Origin of the sequence: Spiroplasma endosymbiont of Dioctria linearis, from assembly GCF_964030865.1 — a bacterium.
Classification (GTDB): Bacteria; Bacillota_I; Bacilli_A; order Mycoplasmatales; family Mycoplasmataceae; genus Spiroplasma_A.
Window position 1 is genome coordinate 322,106 of record NZ_OZ034984.1, and the last position, 18,665, is coordinate 340,770.

At 24.0% G+C, this 18,665-nt stretch carries 16 protein-coding genes; 14 read left to right on the forward strand and 2 right to left on the reverse strand.

The genetic code is table 4. The annotated features are described in order from the left end of the window. Nucleotides 1-930 precede the first annotated feature (930 nt). The 8 genes from AAHM84_RS01340 to AAHM84_RS01375 all read left to right on the forward strand — a co-directional run bounded on the left by AAHM84_RS01340 (nucleotide 931) and on the right by AAHM84_RS01375 (nucleotide 8,610). Nucleotides 931-1,467 (forward strand): hypothetical protein, encoded by a 537-nt coding sequence (locus AAHM84_RS01340; protein WP_342259117.1) that lies wholly within the window; start codon nucleotides 931-933, stop codon nucleotides 1,465-1,467. Between the two features lie 203 nt (nucleotides 1,468-1,670). After that, a complete protein-coding gene (locus tag AAHM84_RS01345) occupies nucleotides 1,671-2,018 on the forward strand; it encodes a hypothetical protein (RefSeq protein WP_342259118.1) in 348 nt (115 codons plus the stop codon). A 62-nt stretch (nucleotides 2,019-2,080) separates the two neighbouring features. Continuing rightward, nucleotides 2,081-2,437 carry a hypothetical protein gene (locus tag AAHM84_RS01350; protein WP_342259119.1) on the forward strand — a complete coding sequence of 119 codons (357 nt, stop codon included), beginning with the start codon at nucleotides 2,081-2,083 and terminating at the stop codon, nucleotides 2,435-2,437. A gap of 24 nt (nucleotides 2,438-2,461) precedes the next feature. Next, nucleotides 2,462-3,052, forward strand: a complete 591-nt coding sequence (gene yihA, locus AAHM84_RS01355) for a ribosome biogenesis GTP-binding protein YihA/YsxC (protein ID WP_342259120.1) — start codon at nucleotides 2,462-2,464, stop codon at nucleotides 3,050-3,052. Nucleotides 3,053-3,460: 408 nt separating this feature from the next. After that, nucleotides 3,461-5,224, forward strand: coding sequence for a lipoprotein (locus AAHM84_RS01360; RefSeq protein WP_342259121.1), 1,764 nt, complete (start codon nucleotides 3,461-3,463; stop codon nucleotides 5,222-5,224). A gap of 576 nt (nucleotides 5,225-5,800) precedes the next feature. Continuing rightward, entirely contained in the window at nucleotides 5,801-7,657 is a 1,857-nt protein-coding gene (locus tag AAHM84_RS01365; protein ID WP_342259122.1) for a hypothetical protein, read from the forward strand. Nucleotides 7,658-7,680: 23 nt separating this feature from the next. Continuing rightward, nucleotides 7,681-8,226, forward strand: coding sequence for an ABC transporter ATP-binding protein (locus tag AAHM84_RS01370; protein WP_342259123.1), 546 nt, complete (start codon nucleotides 7,681-7,683; stop codon nucleotides 8,224-8,226). Between the two features lie 75 nt (nucleotides 8,227-8,301). After that, nucleotides 8,302-8,610: a hypothetical protein gene (locus AAHM84_RS01375; RefSeq protein WP_342259124.1), complete on the forward strand. Its 309-nt coding sequence runs from the start codon at nucleotides 8,302-8,304 to the stop codon at nucleotides 8,608-8,610. A gap of 313 nt (nucleotides 8,611-8,923) precedes the next feature. Here the strand turns inward: AAHM84_RS01375 and AAHM84_RS01380 are convergent, their stop codons facing one another. Then, entirely contained in the window at nucleotides 8,924-10,252 is a 1,329-nt protein-coding gene (locus AAHM84_RS01380; RefSeq protein WP_342259125.1) for a hypothetical protein, read from the reverse strand. A 196-nt stretch (nucleotides 10,253-10,448) separates the two neighbouring features. On the opposite strand from AAHM84_RS01380, the gene AAHM84_RS01385 reads away from it, so the two are divergent. Genes AAHM84_RS01385 through pnuC form a run of 3 tightly spaced genes read left to right on the forward strand, consistent with a single transcriptional unit; the run spans nucleotide 10,449 to nucleotide 13,232 of the window. Next, nucleotides 10,449-11,450 (forward strand): ADP-ribosylglycohydrolase family protein, encoded by a 1,002-nt coding sequence (locus tag AAHM84_RS01385; RefSeq protein WP_342259126.1) that lies wholly within the window; start codon nucleotides 10,449-10,451, stop codon nucleotides 11,448-11,450. 2 nt (nucleotides 11,451-11,452) lie between these two features. Beyond that, nucleotides 11,453-12,367, forward strand: coding sequence for a PfkB family carbohydrate kinase (locus AAHM84_RS01390; RefSeq protein WP_342259127.1), 915 nt, complete (start codon nucleotides 11,453-11,455; stop codon nucleotides 12,365-12,367). Further along, entirely contained in the window at nucleotides 12,354-13,232 is an 879-nt protein-coding gene (pnuC, locus tag AAHM84_RS01395) for a nicotinamide riboside transporter PnuC (protein ID WP_342259128.1), read from the forward strand. Before AAHM84_RS01390 ends, pnuC begins: the two co-directional genes overlap by 14 nt. Nucleotides 13,233-13,281: 49 nt before the next feature. Here the strand turns inward: pnuC and AAHM84_RS01400 are convergent, their stop codons facing one another. Next, a complete protein-coding gene (locus tag AAHM84_RS01400; RefSeq protein ID WP_342259129.1) occupies nucleotides 13,282-13,929 on the reverse strand; it encodes a nitroreductase family protein in 648 nt (215 codons plus the stop codon). Nucleotides 13,930-14,165: 236 nt separating this feature from the next. Between AAHM84_RS01400 and AAHM84_RS01405 the strand changes: the two genes are divergently transcribed. The 3 genes from AAHM84_RS01405 (at nucleotide 14,166) to AAHM84_RS01415 (ending at nucleotide 18,584) form a co-directional block, all read left to right on the forward strand. Continuing rightward, complete coding sequence (locus AAHM84_RS01405; protein ID WP_342259130.1) at nucleotides 14,166-15,029, forward strand: HAD family hydrolase; 864 nt, start codon at nucleotides 14,166-14,168, stop codon at nucleotides 15,027-15,029. A 34-nt stretch (nucleotides 15,030-15,063) separates the two neighbouring features. Continuing rightward, nucleotides 15,064-15,975, forward strand: a complete 912-nt coding sequence (locus tag AAHM84_RS01410; protein ID WP_342259131.1) for a type I phosphomannose isomerase catalytic subunit — start codon at nucleotides 15,064-15,066, stop codon at nucleotides 15,973-15,975. A gap of 122 nt (nucleotides 15,976-16,097) precedes the next feature. Beyond that, on the forward strand, nucleotides 16,098-18,584 hold the full coding sequence (locus AAHM84_RS01415) for a fructose-specific PTS transporter subunit EIIC (RefSeq protein ID WP_342259132.1): 2,487 nt from the start codon (nucleotides 16,098-16,100) through the stop codon (nucleotides 18,582-18,584). Nucleotides 18,585-18,665: the final 81 nt, after the last annotated feature.

Here is an 18,665-nt window from a genome sequence, read left to right on the forward strand (position 1 = left end):
AAAAGAAATACTATCAATGGAGATAAAAAAATATTTTGACTTATATCGAATATAATAAAATGGCGTTTTCGATTGATATTTTATATATTGTTTAATTATGTAAGTACTTTAACAGGTGATAACTAAATTAAAAAAAACCTCTATTTTTAAAATAGAGGTTTAAGTGAAACATTTTAAGTTAATTAAAATTTTCATAAAAAAAAGGGAATATATTTATATTATCTTATTTGTCATATTTTAATTGATGTATATATACATTCAAATAAATGACTTAATTAAAAATGATAATAATTATATTTCCCTGCAGTTATTATAAACTTGGGAGGGCCTACAACAACTATAATATTTTTGCTGTTAATAAAAATTAGCAAATTAACAGCTAATATAAATATATCAAAAAAAATAATATTTACAAACTTTTTTTAAATATAAAAATATTAAAAAATCATAAAAAGTCTTTTATGTTATCCATTTATTATTGATTATTTATTTAAATAATCAATAATAAAGATTGTAAAGTGTTTTAAATACTTACAAATATTAAAATATAATTTAACAAAAGAATTATTTAAAAAGTACTGATTTTATTAAATAATAAAATCTCCAAGCTTTCTTGTTTGTTTTAATTTAAATTGAAACAAAAGGGTGTAAGGGTGGGATCAGGAAGCTACAAGTTAATGCTACTTGTAAAAAATGCTTTGAAAAAAGCAAATAAGTACCTAGAACAATTCAAGTTGTTAAATTTAAAATTATTTTACCCTTAAATAGTTTTAGTTCAGATTTAGGTCTGGACTTTTTTTATTGCCTTTTTTTCATAATAAGATAAAAGAAATTAAAATTAAATATTATTAGCTCCATTTTGAGCTATTTAAAAGTGAAAATTTAAAATTATACTTGTTATAATATAAATAAAAAAAAGGGGTTAAAACTATGACAAGTAAAAATATAGCAATTATTTTTATAGTTTTAATGTGATTATTAATGGTATTTTTAACAGGAATCTTGGCATTAATTTTTAAAGATAAATATAAAAATTTTAAAAGTGAAAATTTTAAAAAAAAGCAAGAATTAGATGAATTAAGACAAAAATTTGAACTCAAAGAAGTAGCCATTAAGTTTAAATTACCAAAGAATGAGAAATGCTATTATTATGCAAATAATTTACAGTTTCATAAAATTAAGTTAAAAAATAAAAAAGCAAAAGAGAACTATAGTAAAGAGTTAAAGGAATCAAATATTAGCTCTTCAATTTATATAACAAATGAGAGAATAATGATTGAATTAAAAAGGCAGTATTTTGAATATAATTTGCTAGATGTAATATTTTGTAATTATTTACTAATCTATGTTAAAAAAAACTGAAATAAATTTATTGAATTAGAAGTGGATGATGATAGATATATTTTCTTATTAGAGGATTTTAATTTATTGCTTACAATTAATGAATTAACAAAAGGAGATAAATAATTATGATTTACTCAAATGTTTGAAGCGGGAGTGTTATAAGTGGCTATATTTTTTCCATACTTACTTCAATTACCTTAGTAGTTTTTTTTGCTTTCTATTTTAATAGAATTAGAAAAATGAGCTCTCTATGATCAGAAAGTAGATATTTTAATAAAAAGTTATCAATTTTTTTTATATATTATTTTTTTATAGGCTTTATATCAATGTTTATTTTATTAACAGGTTTCTTTATTATAAATTTAATCTTTAAAGATATGAAATATCTAGGTTTTGCTTTCACAATTTGTTACTTAATTTATACTCTTCAAATACTTATCTATATACTAATATTAAATAATAAACAAAACTCTATAGTAGCATTTGAACATGACAATCAGTTATTTTTATTCAATGAAATTATTAGTTTACAAAGCATTATTGAAATAAAATATAACCTTAAAAGAACGCTAATATTCATTACTTATAAGGACGAAAATGATTTTGAAGATATTATTAAATTAAATTATAGTTTAGAATTATATGATTTTTTAATAAAAATAAAATATAAATAAATCATATTTAGTCAATAAAATGTTTTATAATATTAAATATAATTAAGATAAGGGGTAAAAGTATGCTAAAAAAAATCTTAAGTAATGAAGAAAAGAAAATATTTTCAGAAAAATCAAAAAAAGCAATGAAAAGCAAAAATTATCAAAAATATATGGAATTTGAGATTGCTTATTTAGAGTCATTAAAAGAAAATAAAGGTAAAAGTAAATTACGTAATAAATATCTAAATGAGCAAAATAAGTTTTTAGAAGAAACAATTGAAACTCAAGAAGATTTAGTAGGGAAACTTAGATTGTTATACGAATCAGAAATGTCAAATAAAAGTGATACTAACTTACAAGCACGAGATGAAATGTTTGAAGAAACAGAAGACTTTGAAAAAATGTTAAAAGAAATTGATAAAATTTTATCTTTATAATTGAAAAGTGGAGAACATAACATTATGATAAAGCAAGCAAAATTTATTACATCAGCTGCAAATAAGAGTGGTTGATTACAAGATAATATCAAGGAAGTGTGCTTTATTGGTAGAAGTAATGTTGGTAAATCAACTTTTATAAATGCACTTACAAATCAAAACAAACTAGCTAAAACTTCATCAACACCTGGTAAAACAAGATTGTTAAATTTCTTTGATATCAATAATGGGGAATTTAGAATTGTGGATGCTCCAGGTTATGGTTATGCTAGAGTAAATCGTGATCAAAAATTAGCTTTTGGTAAAATGATGGATGAATATTTAACTAATAGAGAAGAGTTAAAATTTATTTGTCAATTAGTTGATTTACGTCATAAACCAACCATTGATGATATTGAAATGTATAATTTTTTTAAACATCATGAGATAAAGGTATTTATAGTTGCTACTAAAAGAGATAAATGTAAAAAAAATGATATTGTAAAAAACGAAAAAATAGTGAAGCAAACTTTGAACTTAGCTACAGAAGATAAATTTTTAGCAATATCTTCAACTGAAAAAAATAACCTAGATAAGGTTTATGAAATTTTTATGGAAATGTTTGAAATGAATTAGATAAGAATTAAATATTAACTTAATTAATATTTAATAATGAAATGAAAAATTTAAAAAAACTAACAAGACAAAAACAAAAATTAAGTGAAATCAATTTGTAGAACAGACAAATCTATGAACCAAAAAGATTTTTATTTAATATTTGTTATTAACTTTAATAAAAATCAGCATTTTAGAAGTTGCATATATAAAGAGTTTAAAATTTTTAATAGTACAAATAAATCTTAAAAAATGGATGTAAACCAAATGAGATGATCCAAAATTTTAAAAAATAATGTTACTTAACCTCCCCAATACCTTATTTACATAGCAATTATATTTATTTCAAAAAAGCCTTTGCTTTTTTTTTTTTTTTTTAAGTAATATAACAATATCTTAAATTTATTTAAGAAAAAAAGGGTAAAACATATGAAAAAATTATTAGGTATTTTAAGTGCATTGGGACTTGTTGCAACATCAAGTTTAGGTGTTGTAGCATGTGGAACTAATGAAAATGTTGTTGATCAATCTCTTGATGAAGTTATTAAAGAATTTCAAAAAGAAATTAATGATATAGTTAATAATCATATTTCAGAGAATAATAAAAATTTCTTTATTGTAGATTCTGATAACAATAGAAAAATGAAATTTTTTACAAAACAGAAATTTGAAAGTTATATGGGTGAACTAAAACTAAATAAGGCAGATGATTCTATTAGAAATGATATTATTGAAGATTTTAATAATATGTTTAAGGTAGATGAATTAAAGGAAAAAATAAATAATTTACAAAAACTTGAAAAGTACTCTATCATATTAAACAACATCGGATCAGTTTTTAAGGATATAACTTTAAGTTCGAATGATAAAATTTACTTAGAGAGTAGAGAACCTTCAACTTCTAAAGGAGTTTGATTTGGTATAACTAAATTTGAATTTTCAATATCAGTTAATTTTAAAAATAAAAGTAGTCAATTAGAGGAGTATAAAATTAGTGATGTATCTCGTACAATTTCATTGACTGATAATGAAAAAGTAGGTGGAGACATTCAAGAATTTTATAATGAAATTGGTCAAACTTTTATAAAAAGTGAAATTAGTAGAATTAGTTCTAATAAGCTTATATTAAAAGATAAAACCTACTTAGAAAATGTTGATAATGAGATATTAACTTTATTAAATAATGACTCATTTTCAAGAGAATTTATTCAGCTAGTTCAAAAAGAATTTGAAATTAATGTTTCAATTTCCTCTAAAGACTCTTTTGAGAACTTAAAAACAGATATTTCTTATAGAGAAAATGCAATAGATTTAGATGATAAATCTATTGATAAAATTACTGAATATTATAATTTATTTTTTAGAGAATCTGGCAGTCTTTCAAAAATAATTGATGAGACATATGAAGTTTCAAATAAATATATTAATGAAAAAATTATGAATTCATTAAATAATTTAGAGGCAAAGTTAGGTGAACAAGATGAGATGCAACAATTCATTAATGCTACTTTAAAATATTTAAATGTAAATTTAACTAAATTAAAATATGAAGTTGAAGAAAATAGTTATGTAGATATTCCTGATTTAAACTTAAATTTTGGACTTTTTAAGGATTCTAAAGATAAAGACAGAGTCTCATTAGATAAAGATATAATAAAAAATGTAAATCTTGCAAAGGAGGAGTTTTCAAGGACATATCAAACTAAATTGGATGATAAGTATCTTATTAAAGAGTTTCCAGAGGCTATTATTTCGTTTAAAGATAAATCACAAATAATACGTAGATGAATATACGATGATTATCCTCCAACAATGCAATTTAAAAAAGGTACGAATAATATAAATGATTATACAAATTTAAATTACAGTCATCTAATAGACTATAAAAATCAATTTCTTAATAGATCAAAGCAAAAAAATTTTAAATTTGATGTTTCATGAGAAGTTCCAAATGGATATGATTCAGAAATTGCGAACGATAGAATTGCTAGGGATATGGGTGGAAAAAACATTTATCAAAAACATTTAGCGATACGTACGAAAAGTGAAGAGGGATTTACTTTAACTTGAAAAACTACAAAATTTAATTTAGTACTTGGATTGGATTATTTAAATTTCAATTTTAAATATTTTTTAGAATCAATTAGTAGTAAAACTTTTAGTACAATTCTTTTATTTACTCATAATGATTAATATTGAAAATAAATACTTGCTTATAAAAATTTAATAATATAGAGTATTCTATTATTTTTATTTTAGTCTTATAAGTTTAAATATAAGAGAGAAAATAAATTTTACATGACATTATCATAAAATTATTTTCTCAATAATTTTATGATAATGTGTTTAATTTCCATTAGTTTATTACAACTTACATAACTAGCTTTAATAATAAACTTCTGATATCAAATATAAACTTTAAAAAATAATTAAGCAACCAATTAATATAAAAAATATATCAAGTAATTTAGGAACTAAATTCTGAATATTATTAAGATGAAGGAGGCGATAAATACTTAATAAAAGAGAACTGCGGTATTGCTTAAATTTGATAATTTAATTAAGAAATTAATTAAGATATCAAAAATAATATTTTATGCTTTAGTTTTTCTTTATTAAACCATTAGGTTTTGTATTTAACAAATAAAAATTTGGGTAAAATATATTTTAAAATTAAATATTATAAAATATTTTATGTCAAATTTTTTAAGACATAAAATATTTTAATTAATTTTGAATTTTTAAAATCTAAATTAGAGAGGACGAAAAATGAAAGATATTAAAAACAGCATTAATTTTTTTACAATATTTAAATTTCAACTTAAAAGCATTTTCAGGGAAAAGACTTTTATGATAATGTATTTAATCTCTATTAGTTTATCAACACTTTTAGGTTTAATAATGATGATATTTAAAATTTCTGAAATGAAAGTAATAATATTTAATTATTATGTTTTAATACATACATGTGCTATTGTTATTTTAATTTCTATGAGATTATTAAATTACTTTTTTTATATCAAAAAAACAGATAAAACAATTAATATTATTTCAACACAACATTTAAAAAGAACAAAGTTATTTATTGTAACTAATATTGTTATTTGATTTTATTGTTTTATATTGTTTACTTTTAATTATTTGATTATAATAATTACAAATTTTGGTAATGGAGTTGTTTTTAAAATATCAACAATCTATACATTATATTTATTTTTAATTATCATATTATTATCTAATTTCATATTATTTTTATTGTCTGTACTTTCTCCCCAAGCAACAATAATTATAGTAACCTTAATAATGTCATTTAGTTTTATTTCATCGTTACCTTATCAGTTTTTAAAAACATCAGAAAAATCAAAAAATCTAACTTTTTCAGTAGAAGCAGGAAATGTACTTTTAAAATTGGATAGTATTTATGATGCTTTTGATTTAGTTTCTTATGTTAATAAATCTCAGATTGCTTACCCCAATTTAAGTAAGTATATTACTGATAATTTTTTGAAACAACAGTACAGAATAAGTACTATAAGTACAGAAGAAAATATAAATAATAGAAAAAACCTTTGAAATGATTTAGGTATCATTAGTGATAAACCTGTAAAAATTCGTTTTGATGCAAAAATATCTTCAGTTCCTTTTGATTCTGAAATATCAGATTGAAAGTTTGATGATGAAATAAGATTGGAGACTTATTTAAAGTATAAATTTATTAGTACAAAACAGTTAGAAGATATTATTGAAAAATCAGATCCTAATCTCATTGATGAGAAAGGATATAATAAATTTAAAATTCTAAGTGAATTGTTAGAGTTTAATAATTTTATTAATTCTTATACAAATAGTTTTCAAGAAAAATTTTACTATTTATTTGATGACTATATTCAACTTGAAGCATGTGATAAAAGCAACATTGGAGAGTGTTGAAGCTCAATTGATGAACAAGGAAATACAAAAAATGAAAAAAATGGTTATATTGAGTTAATTAAAAGTATTGATAGAAGAAATGAAACAAAACCTACAAAAAGAGGATTTAAAATGTCTTATTTAAAGGAAATCTATCAGAATCATTTTATGAATGTAAATGGTTTAAAAATACAGCACTCCTATGGTGAAAACATTATTGAATCAGATATGGATCAAAATTATAACTCTACTCAAAATTTTTATTCCTCTATTTATAATCCCTTGATGTTTACTACTAGAATATTAGAAGATTATTTTATAAATTATAGCTCAAATTATGTTATAGCTACAAATTATAAAATCAATGAGTCCAGTAAAGAATGAACTGATTATCTTAGTTCTAGAAAAGTTTATAATACATTATTTTATTTTAATTTTTTGTCAAATGTATTTGTAAATTATACATATTATTCAGGATTAAGTTATAAAGATATCTGATTTGATCCAAATTTAAAGTCTAATATTTTATTAGACTCACAAAAAAATTTGCTATTACCTTATAAAACTTATGATTTAAAAGTTAAAAATGGTTTAATTGAACCAAATTCTTATGATAGTGGTATTAAAACCTATTGATATTTATTACTTCAAATAGCTATTAGTTTATTTCTATATCTTATAGCTTTTTATAAATTTAATTCCTCAGATTTACAATAGTGAAAGAAAAGAGTGAAAATAATATGGAAAAATTAATTGTTTTTGATAATTTTTTAAAAAAATTTAAATCTAATAAAATTGGACCAATAAGTTTTCAGATAGAAAAGGGAAAAATATGTGGTCTTTTAGGAAGTAGTGGTAGTGGAAAGACTGTTATTTTAAATTCCTTATTGGGTATTATTAAAAAATATAGGGGAACTATATTAATTGATAAAATAAAAAGAAAATCATGGAAATATCATAAATCAAATAGAAAAATAGGTTATTATACTCAAATGGATTTCGCTTTACATGACATATCAGCATATAATTTTTTGAAAGATAGCTGTATGATAATGGGAGTTAAAAAGAAAAAAATAAAGGAAAAGGTTAAATATTGAATGCAATATTTTGATGTTTGAGAGCATCGAAATAAAAAGATTAAAGATTTTTCATGGGGAATGAAAAATAGAATAAATCTAATACTTTGTTTTATTAAAGATCCTGAAATAATAATTATGGATGAACCAGGAGCAAATTTGGATTCTTATTGAAGAAATAAAGTAAAAAATTTATTGATTGAATTTTAAAAAGAAGGAAAAACAATTATAATTACTGTTCATAATATTGATGAAATTTCAGATATTATAGATGAATATATTATTTTGGAAAGTGGTAAAAAAATTTTTGAAGGTTCAAAAGAGCAGTTGAATATATACCCGAAGTATAAAATATATATTAAAGATTTATTTGATGTTCAAGAATTTAGAAATTATTTGTTACAAGAAAATATAATTTCTTTTAAATATGATCAAAATGAAAATTCTTTAGTAATTGCTGCTCAAACATATCGTCAAATTAATTATTTATTTTTATATTTAATTAAAAAGAATCTACCCTTGATAAATTTAGTAAAGTTACCTATAAACATGGAGTCTATTCATAAAGCACTTGAGAGTCGCAAGAGCAATTAAATAAGGAAGTTCGAAATTCATAATTTATATTATTCTTAATTTTATATATACTATAATCGACATTAAAATTAAAATAAGCATAAAAAGGTAACCTAAGTTTACCAGTAGTTTTACTACTGGTTTTTTTAATGAAAGAAAAAAATGAAAAAAACAAAATACAGTAAAGAATTAAAAGTAGAGGTTACAAAAAAGTTTAACCAAGGTCATACACCAAAAAAATTAGTAGAAGAATACAATTTAAATTCTGGAGTACAATTAGTTTATTTATGAAATGTAGATAATAAGCGATTATGTCCCAAAATACAAGATTTATCTAATAAATATATCTTGTATTTTTTCTTTTTCTATCAAAAAAATATCAGTTAGTTGCTTTTCAAGGAGAGTCAATTTTGGGCACTTTAGTAGTTTCAAATTCTTCATTAGATAGTGTTTTAGCATTTCCATGTAAGCGTTCATCTTCAACTTGAATGAGATTGTAAATATCATTTCCAATTAGTGCATAATATTTTTTATTTATAGTTTCCATAACCATTACTTTTAACTTTGGTTTAAAGTAAATTGGAGTAAAGCCTTTACAAATAAATCACTTAGTTTTTTTAAAACTAATACTATGACCATTATCAATAATTCTTTCACTTCGATAAGAGAAAACAATATATTCATCTTGATCAAATTTTCTAGTTACTGATTCTAATTGGTCTAAAGGTATTGAAAAATCTTGGTTGTATTCCTGAATAAGATGGGGTAAATAATTATTTAACTGCTCAATATTTTTTAAATCTAAGAGTCTAATTATTTGAGGTCATCTTCTTTGCAGTGTTCCAAAAGTTCTTTCGACTAATGCTTTTTCTTGGGGGATTGATGTTGTTTTTGTATTTACTCCTAAAGAGTGAAAAATAAATTGTAATTGTGTATTTGAAACACTATCACCAAAATGGTCACGATTATTTTTACTACTAAAAACATTGTGATTATCACTAACATTTAGTTTTGGTAAACCATAATGTTTAAAGGCTTTTTTATAGATATTATAATAACTTTCAGTAGTTTCTTGTTCGCTGAAATAGCCTGCCAAAATTCTTTTACTAGCTTTATCAATTACAATATGTAAATGACATTTTAAGTTTTTAATTCACTGATGATTTGAAGCATCAGTTTCGTAGATTTCTCCAAACTTTACAATTTTCTTTTGCGTAGGATGGGGTTTGCTTGTTATAATTGATTTTGAAAGATAATCTCTTGTTAAATTTTCTTGGTTTGTGGCCTTTAAATTTTTACGAATATCTTTTTTTGTTTTTCTGTTAAGAGTATCAATTAAAATATTTTCTTCTATTAAAATGTGTCTAATTGCGGAGTAACTTATTTTCTTTTTTCAAGTTAGTTCTCAATAATGTTTAATACTAAAGTCATAATATTTCGTTTGAAATAATTGTTGAATTTTATTTATAGGTATTTTATTGGTATTTTTATGAATAAAAGCTTTTGCTCCAATTTCTTGATATTCTTTAAGTTTTCTTCTTGTGTGTCTAACACTATAACCTAATTTATAGACTGTATTTTTAATAGACTCTTTTCTTAAAGATAATTGTTTAATTAATCTTAGTTGTTCTTGTTTCATGGTATTTAATAGTAGTCCTTTCATAAAACCTCCATTTATTGATTATAAAGTAGGACAAAGTCGCTTGTTAATATGTAGGGACATAATCGCTTATTACTCATATTCTTATTCATATTTTTTTAAGTTCAAAGTCAATTTATTTTAAAACAGTATTATAATTAAAATTATTAGAGTCTTAGTGCACAACAATCTAATTTAATAATAGGCTTTAGGAGAGAATATGAAAAATAAAATAGAAGGCGTAATTTATGGTATGGCTATTGGGGATGCCATGGGGATGCCTGCTGAGTTATGAGGAAGAAATAAAGTTAGAAAATTCTTTAAAGGCTATATTAGTGAATTTTTAGAAGGACCTCAAGAAAATGATATTGCAAAAAATTATAAAAAAGGTCAGTTTACCGATGATACTGCACAAGCATTAGTCATTTTAGATTCATTATTTGAAAATAATTTTATTCCAGATAAAAAAATAATTGCAAAGAACTTATTAATTTGAGCAGAACAAAATAATGCTTTTGAACAAAATATTTTAGGTCCAACTTCAAAAGAAGCTTTAAAAATGATTAAAAATAATTTAGACCCAATTGAAATAACAAAAAAAGCATTAAGTAATGGATCAGCAATGAGGATAGCACCAATTGGATTATTATTTAAAAAAAATCAACATCAACAATTAGTAGATTATGTTTTTAAAGTTTCACAAGTTACTCATACAAGTGATATTACTATCTCAGGAGCTTCAATAATTGCTATGTGTGTTAATTCAGCACTTTACAAAAAAAACTTTGAAGAGATATTAGAGGATTTATATATCGTTGATAAATTAGCTTTGCAAGTAGGAAGTGAAACATATAGTCCTTCAATGACTAAAAGAATAAAATTAGCAATTGAAATTGCAGATCGTTTTAAAGGTAAAGATATTGAATTTATTGATGAGCTATATGATGTTATTGGAGCAGGGGTAAATATTAGTGAATCAGTTCCTACAGCAATTGCAATTGCATATTATGCTAAAAATGTAAACAAAGCTGCATTTCTTGCAGCAAATTTAGCAGGAGATACAGATACTATTGGAGCAATGGCTTGCGCAATTTGTGGAGCATATACTGGTATTGAAGAAATTGATAAAAATTTTGTTAAAATAATTAAAGAAAGTAATGAAATAGATTTTGATTTTTATATTAAAAAAATTGAAACTTATTTAAAAGAAAAAGGTATTTAACAATGAAAACTTTAATTATTGGTTCTGCAATTGTTGATATAATGATGAAAGTTGAAAATTTGCCGCAAAGGTCAGGCGATGTTGTTGCTAAACAAAGAGAAATAAGTGTTGGTGGTTGTGCTTATAATGTGGCAAATACTTTTAAATTATTAAATCAAGATTGTTGTTTATTTGTTCCAATTGGGCAAGGAGTTTTTGGATCAATTATTGAAAAGCAACTTATTAAAGATAATTATGAAATACTTTTAAAAAAAGATTACAAAGACAATGGATATTGCATTGCCTTAATAGAACCAGATGGTGAAAGAACTTTTATAACTTATTCAGGTTTGGAAGATGATTTTGAAAAAGAGTGATTTAATAATATTAATTTTAATGAATATGAAAATATTTATTTTGAAGGTTACAAAGCATATAGTAGTGGTGGAGAAAAAATAGTTAATCAATTAACTAAGTTAAGTAAAAAAAATATTTATTTTTGTCCAGGACCAATGGTAACGTCAATAAATAAAAAACTAATGAAAAAAATTATGAATTTAAATCCAATCTTGCATTTAAATGAAAAAGAAATTACTGACTATACAAATATAAAAAATGTAGATGAAGCTATAAAAAGTTTGTATTTACAAAATAGAAATTTAATTTATGTTACTTTAGGTTCTAGTGGAGTAATTTGTTATGATGGAAAAACTTTAGTTCGAGTGGATGGATTTAAAGTAAAAAAAGTTATAGATACACTTGGCGCTGGTGATGCTCATATTGCAACCATTATGTTAAGTTTATCAAATGGTAAAACATTGGAAAACTCTTTAAAGTTAGCAAACCTAGTGGCAAGTAAAATAGTGGAAGTACATGGAGCTAAAATTGAAGATCAAAAAGTAATTAATTACTTAAGGGAGCAATATGAAAAATACTAGAGATGAAATAGATGAAGCAAATATTAATATTGAAAATCCAATTTCAAAAAAGCAAAATAGCTTTATGAAATTTTTAAAATCTGAATTAACAGGTTGAAATCCATTTGAGATTTTGCTTTTATTCATCTCCACAACTTTAATTTTAACTTTAGGAATAGTTGCAAAAGATAAAGCAATTGCAATCATTGCAGGTATAACTGGTACAATTGGTGTTATTCTTGGAGCAAAAGGAAAGATTAGTGCTTTTATTGTAGCAACTATTAACTCTGTTTTATATATTATTATTCTTATTCAAGGTTCATTATTTAGTTCAATAATTCTTCATGCTGCATTTTATATACCAATGAATATAATTGGTTTTGGTCTTTGGTTTAGAAAAAGAGATAATAAGGGAGATGTTATGTCAAGATTTTTATCATGACCTGCAATGATACTTGTTTACTCAACTTTAATTATAGTTTGAGTTACTTATTCCTTATTAATGATTAAGTTTAGTGACGCAAATAGTATATGATTTGATTCATTTATTTTAATTGGAACTATAATGGCAATTATTTTAATGATTTTTCGATATGTTGATCAATGAACATTATGATTATTAACAAATTTAGTAAGTCTAATTATGTGAACTTTTATTTTAATTAACATTGAAAATAGTTTATTTGAAAAATCTACAGTCATTATTTTTATAATTCAATATGCCTCAAGTTTAATTAATTCTATTTATGGATTTTGAAATTGAATTAAATTAAACAAAAATAGTAAAAGATATCAAGTAAAAATACTTAATAAAGATGATTATGAAAAATTATCTAAGAGTCAAAAAATAATTTATAGTTTTGATAAATTTTTTACAAAAAAATAAAAAAACCAACATTGAAATGTTGGTTAAATAATTATTAAATAATAGACTTTTATTTAACTATTTTATAAGCTTTTTCAGCAGGTCTTCTTGTTTTTGAAAATGAGTGATGAAATTCTTGAGTGGTGTCTACTTTACCAATAAACATTCCAACTAAAACTTTTTCATTTTCTAAATTTATTAAATTATGTTTTGCAAGAATTTTTCCCACCATATTTGAATCTAAACCTTCACTTGGACAAACATCAATTTCCATTTCTTGTGCAGTATTAAGTACAGTTCCTAAAGAAATATATGCTTGTCTTGCAGCTCATTCATTAATAGACATATCTAATGAAGTAAGTACTGCATTAACTCCGCCAATCATTGTTTCTCTAATGCCTTCAAAACCATCTGGAATATTTCTTTCAGTTTGTTCTTTAAAATGAACATTTTTTAAATATTCTTCTTTGTAAGCTACTCAAATAATAATTGCAGAAGCTTGTGTAACTCCAACTTGGTTTCATCAACCAGCCAATATTTCTTCTCTTATTTCTTTATTTTCAATTAAAAGAACTTTAAAAGGCTCCATTCCAAAAGAACTTGGTGCTCATCTAATAGATTCTAATAATTCAGTTTTTTGTTCATCAGATAATTTGAACTCCTTTTGGTATCTTTTAGCTGAAATACGATTATTTAATAATTGTAAACTTTTTGTCATTTTTCTTTTTCCTTTCTTTTAAGAAACACTAAAAAATTTAAGTACTCAGAAGTATGGATATTAAATTTTTATTTTAGTAATTAAACCATTTATTTCTTAAATATTTTTTTATAAATAAAGTAATATGAATATTTTTGTATTTATATTACTTTATTAGTATAAACCTAATATAAGTTTATAAATATATATTTTTTAGAAAAAATCAAGTTAAAATAATATTGTAGTGGAGGAATACAATGAGAAAGATAAAAAAAATAGCAGCCACTGATATGGATGGGACAATCATTTTTGAATTAGATACTATCAGTGAAGCAAATAAGGAACACTTATTAAATTTTCAAAAAAATTCAAATAATAGTTTAACTATTGTTACAGGAAGAAACTATTTTTTAACAGATTTTGCTGTAAAAGAATTAAATATTAATCTACCAGTAATCTGTTCCAATGGAGCTTCAGTAATTGATCCTCAAACACTAGAATATGTTGCAAAAAGGCATTTTAAAAAATCAGAAATTAAAGAATTATTAGAAAAATTTTTAAATACAACTATTGATATTTGTGTTCCCAATGATTTTAGAACTCATTTTATTCAAAATGAAGAGTGAATTGAGTCATTAATTGAAAATAAGATGAACTTGGATTTTTCACATTTTCCTGATGAAAAAGTTTTATATAATTATGAAAGTTTAGAGCAATTAATTGAAAGGGGTTTGGATTTAGACGAAAGCTTTCCAGTTTTAGTTGCAAATGTTAAAAATAATAAACAATTAGAATATGTTAGAAGTGTTGTAAATAATAATAATGTACTAGCTTTGGAATTTCCAAGAGGAGATAAATGCAGAGTTGAGATTTTTAAAAAGGGTGTAACAAAAAGTTGAGGGTTGAATAGATTATTAGAAAAATATAATTTAACAAAAGAAGATATTCATTTATTTGGCGATGAGCACAATGACTTTCCAATGTTTGAAGATTTTCCTAATTGTTATGCTGTGGGAAACGCAATTGAAGGTATTAAGGCATTATCTAAAGAAGTAATTGATACTGTTCAAAATGCTGGTGTAGGAAAAAAATTAAATAAGATTATTGAAGAATTTAAATAATAACTATTTTTATAATAATTGAAGAGGTATGAAAATGAAAAACAAAATTATAAAAGTTAAACCATTCTTTTCTAAAAGAATTTGGGGTGGAGAAAAGTTAAGAGAGTATGGTTTTGAAATCCCAAGCAATGATATTGGTGAAGCTTGATTGATATCGGCTCATGAAAATGGAATGTCCTTATTAGAAGACAAAACCACTTTTAAATCTTTTTTTGAAAGCAATAGGGATAAATTTGGACTAATTAAAGATCAACAATTTCCATTGTTAGTAAAAATAATAACAGCTAATGATTATTTATCAGTTCAAGTTCACCCAAATGATGAATATGCCAAAATCCATCATAACTCTTTGGGAAAACCAGAATGCTGATATATAATGGATTGTCCAAAAGACGCTAAATTAATTTATGGCCATAATGCAACTAACTTAAGCTCATTTGAAAATTTAATGAATAATGGAGAATGAAAAAAATTATTAAAGGAAGTAGAAGTTCAACAAGGAGATTTTCTTTATGTTGAACCAGGAAAAATTCATGCAATTACTCCTGGAGTTGTAGTTTATGAATTACAAAGGTCTAGTGATATAACTTATAGGTTATATGATTATGATCGAGTTGATGAGAGGGGAATAGCAAGAGAATTACACATGAAAGAGAGTCTTGATAATCTTTCAATTCCTGATTCAAAAGATATTATTATTAAAAAGCAAAATAATCTTAAGTTTAGTTGTAATTTTTTCTCATTTGAAAAAATCAAAGTTGATATTGATAAAAATTTTATTTGAACAAAACCAGATAATGTAAAGTGATTTCAATTTACTATTTTAAAAGGAAATTGTAAAATTAACTCTATAAAATTTACAATGGGGGAATCAGCTATTTGTATTGATAATTTAGAACAATTAGAAATAATTGGAAAATGTGAAATCATTATAACTTGAACGTAGATAACTCTAAAAAGTTTATATTTTTATAAAACCTTTTTGGTTTTTTTTTCTTTTATAAATAAACGATTGACTTTTTATATTAAATGGAAAATAATCTATATGAAAGGAAAAAAATGGAGAATATGGAGAACATATATAAAGAAAAAAATATTTTTTTAAATATTGACCTCAATTCAAAAGATGAAGTTTTTAAATATATTTGTTATAAAGCAAATCAATTAGGTATCTTTGAAGATACAGAAAAACTTTTAAAAGCTTTTTATGAACGAGAGTCACAAGGTACAACAGGTTTTGAAGATGGTTTTGCAATACCTCATGCTAAAGTCAAAGGTATTACATCAGCTTCAATAATTTGTGTTAGAACATTAAATGGAGTTGAATGGGAGTCTTTAGATGCTGAACCCTCTAATGTTATAATTGCACTTATTATTCCAGAAAATGCTTCAAAAGAACATTTAGATATTTTAAGTCAAACTGCAAAAAAATTAATGGATGGAAAATTAAGACAGAAATTAAAAGATGCAAAAGACGCAAAAGAGTTTGCTAAATTAATTCAAGTTAAATATGCCATTTCAAAAAATAACTTAGAAGATAGCAAAAAAACAGGTAAAAATATTGTAGCTATTACAGCTTGTGTCGTTGGCGTTGCTCATACTTATATGGCAGAAGATAAATTGCTTTTGGAATTAACAAAAGCAGGACACAATATAAGAGTTGAGACACAAGGAAGTAAAGGAGTGGGAACACCCCTAACTGCAAAAGAAATTGAAAATGCTGATGTTGTAATTATTGCAGCAGATACAAAAGTTGATTTAGATCGCTTCAATGGTAAACTTGTTTATCAAACTCATGTAGCAAGAGCTATTAAAGAACCTTTAAAATTAGTTGATGAAGCTTTACTAAAAGCTACAATTCAAGTTAATAGTGAATTTAAAACAGAAGGTGGTATTAGTAAAACAAAACAAGGTGTATTACAACATATTTTAGCAGGAATATCATATATGATTCCTGTAATTATAATGGGGGGAATTTGTTTAGCATTTTCAATCGGAATTGCTAAAGCAATATGAGGACCTGCAGCAGGAACTGGTGGACCAATTGGTGAAAATGGTGAACCACTTTATCCTTGAAATCCCTTAGCTGTAATGGATAAAATTGGTGGAGCTGCTTTTGTTCTAATGATTCCAATTTTAGCAGGATTTATTGCTAATTCAATTGCAGGAAGAGCTGCTTTGGCACCTGCAATGTTAGGAGCATTTATAGGAAATGATGCTTCTAAATTTATGCCATTACCAGGAATGACAGAAGTTTCAACACCAACAGGATTTATTGGAGCTATCATTGCTGGATTATTAGTAGGGTATTATGTAAAATGAGTTAATACATGAAAGGTTCATAAATCACTTAAAGCTGTTATGCCCATATTCTTTATTCCTTTAACAGCAGGGATAGGGATATCAATTCTATTTATTTATATTTTAGGTGGACCAATTGGTTGATTAATGAATCAACTTTCTTCTGCTATTGAAGCAGGATATAAAAGTGAAAACTTCGGTATTGGATTAGGTATTGGATTAGGTATTTTATTAGGGGCAATGGCATCATTTGATATGGGAGGACCAATCAATAAAATTGCCTTTGTAACTTGTTCTGCACTAGTAACTTTAGAAAAACCTATTGCAGAGCCAATGGGAGCAATGGCAGCAGCCATTCCAGTTGCACCATTGGCAATGGGATTAAGTACTATTTTATTTAAAAGATTTTTTACAAATGAAGAAAGAGGAATGGGTATCTCAGCTATGATAATGGGTACAATTGGAATTTCAGAAGGAGCAATTCCATTTGCCATTAGAGACCCAAAAAGAGCTATTGTGGCAAACGTTCTAGGTGGAATGGTTGCAGGAGCAATAGCAGGAGGATTTCAAGTTACAGACCTTGCAGCACATGGGGGACCAATTGTGGCAATATTAGGAGCTGTTCCATATGGATGATTTACAATAATATTCTTTATTGCAATTTTATCAGGAGTTGCAGTAACAACTTTAGTTTATGGAACATTATTAATTATAAATAAAGGAACTATAGGTTCTTTAAAAGAACATCATGTTCTAAAATTAGAACAAATTATTGAAACTAAAAAAGAAAAACAAGAAGAGATTAAAGATAAAATATTGACTTTAAAAGTATTATTAAAGTCAGCAAAAACTCAGGATGAGTCAAATAATATGCAAAAAGAGATTGAGGATTTAAAAAAAGAAAAAGCACAAATTAATCTTGATGCAAAAGAACAAATTAAAGCTGCCAAAAGTGCTTTTGATCAAGTCAAAGATGGTGAAAAATTATTTATTAAAGAAAATTTAAGTTCAACTAAAGAGTTTATTCAAAAATCAAAAGAGGCTAGAAAAAAATATTTACAAGAAATATCTAATAAAAAAAATAATGAGATAGCCAACTTAGAAAAATTTGATAAGAGAAATTATATTGTAAATTATTCAAATCAAGTTGAGAATATTAAAGATGATTATCAAAAACAAATTGTTAATTATCAAATTAAATTAAAAGAGAAGTTTATAATTGATTACAATAAAATTCTAAATAGCAAAATATAGTAATAAAAGAGTGTTTAAATATTTTTATTCAAAATTATTTAGATATTCTTTTTTTTTTTTTTTTCTATACTATTAAAAATA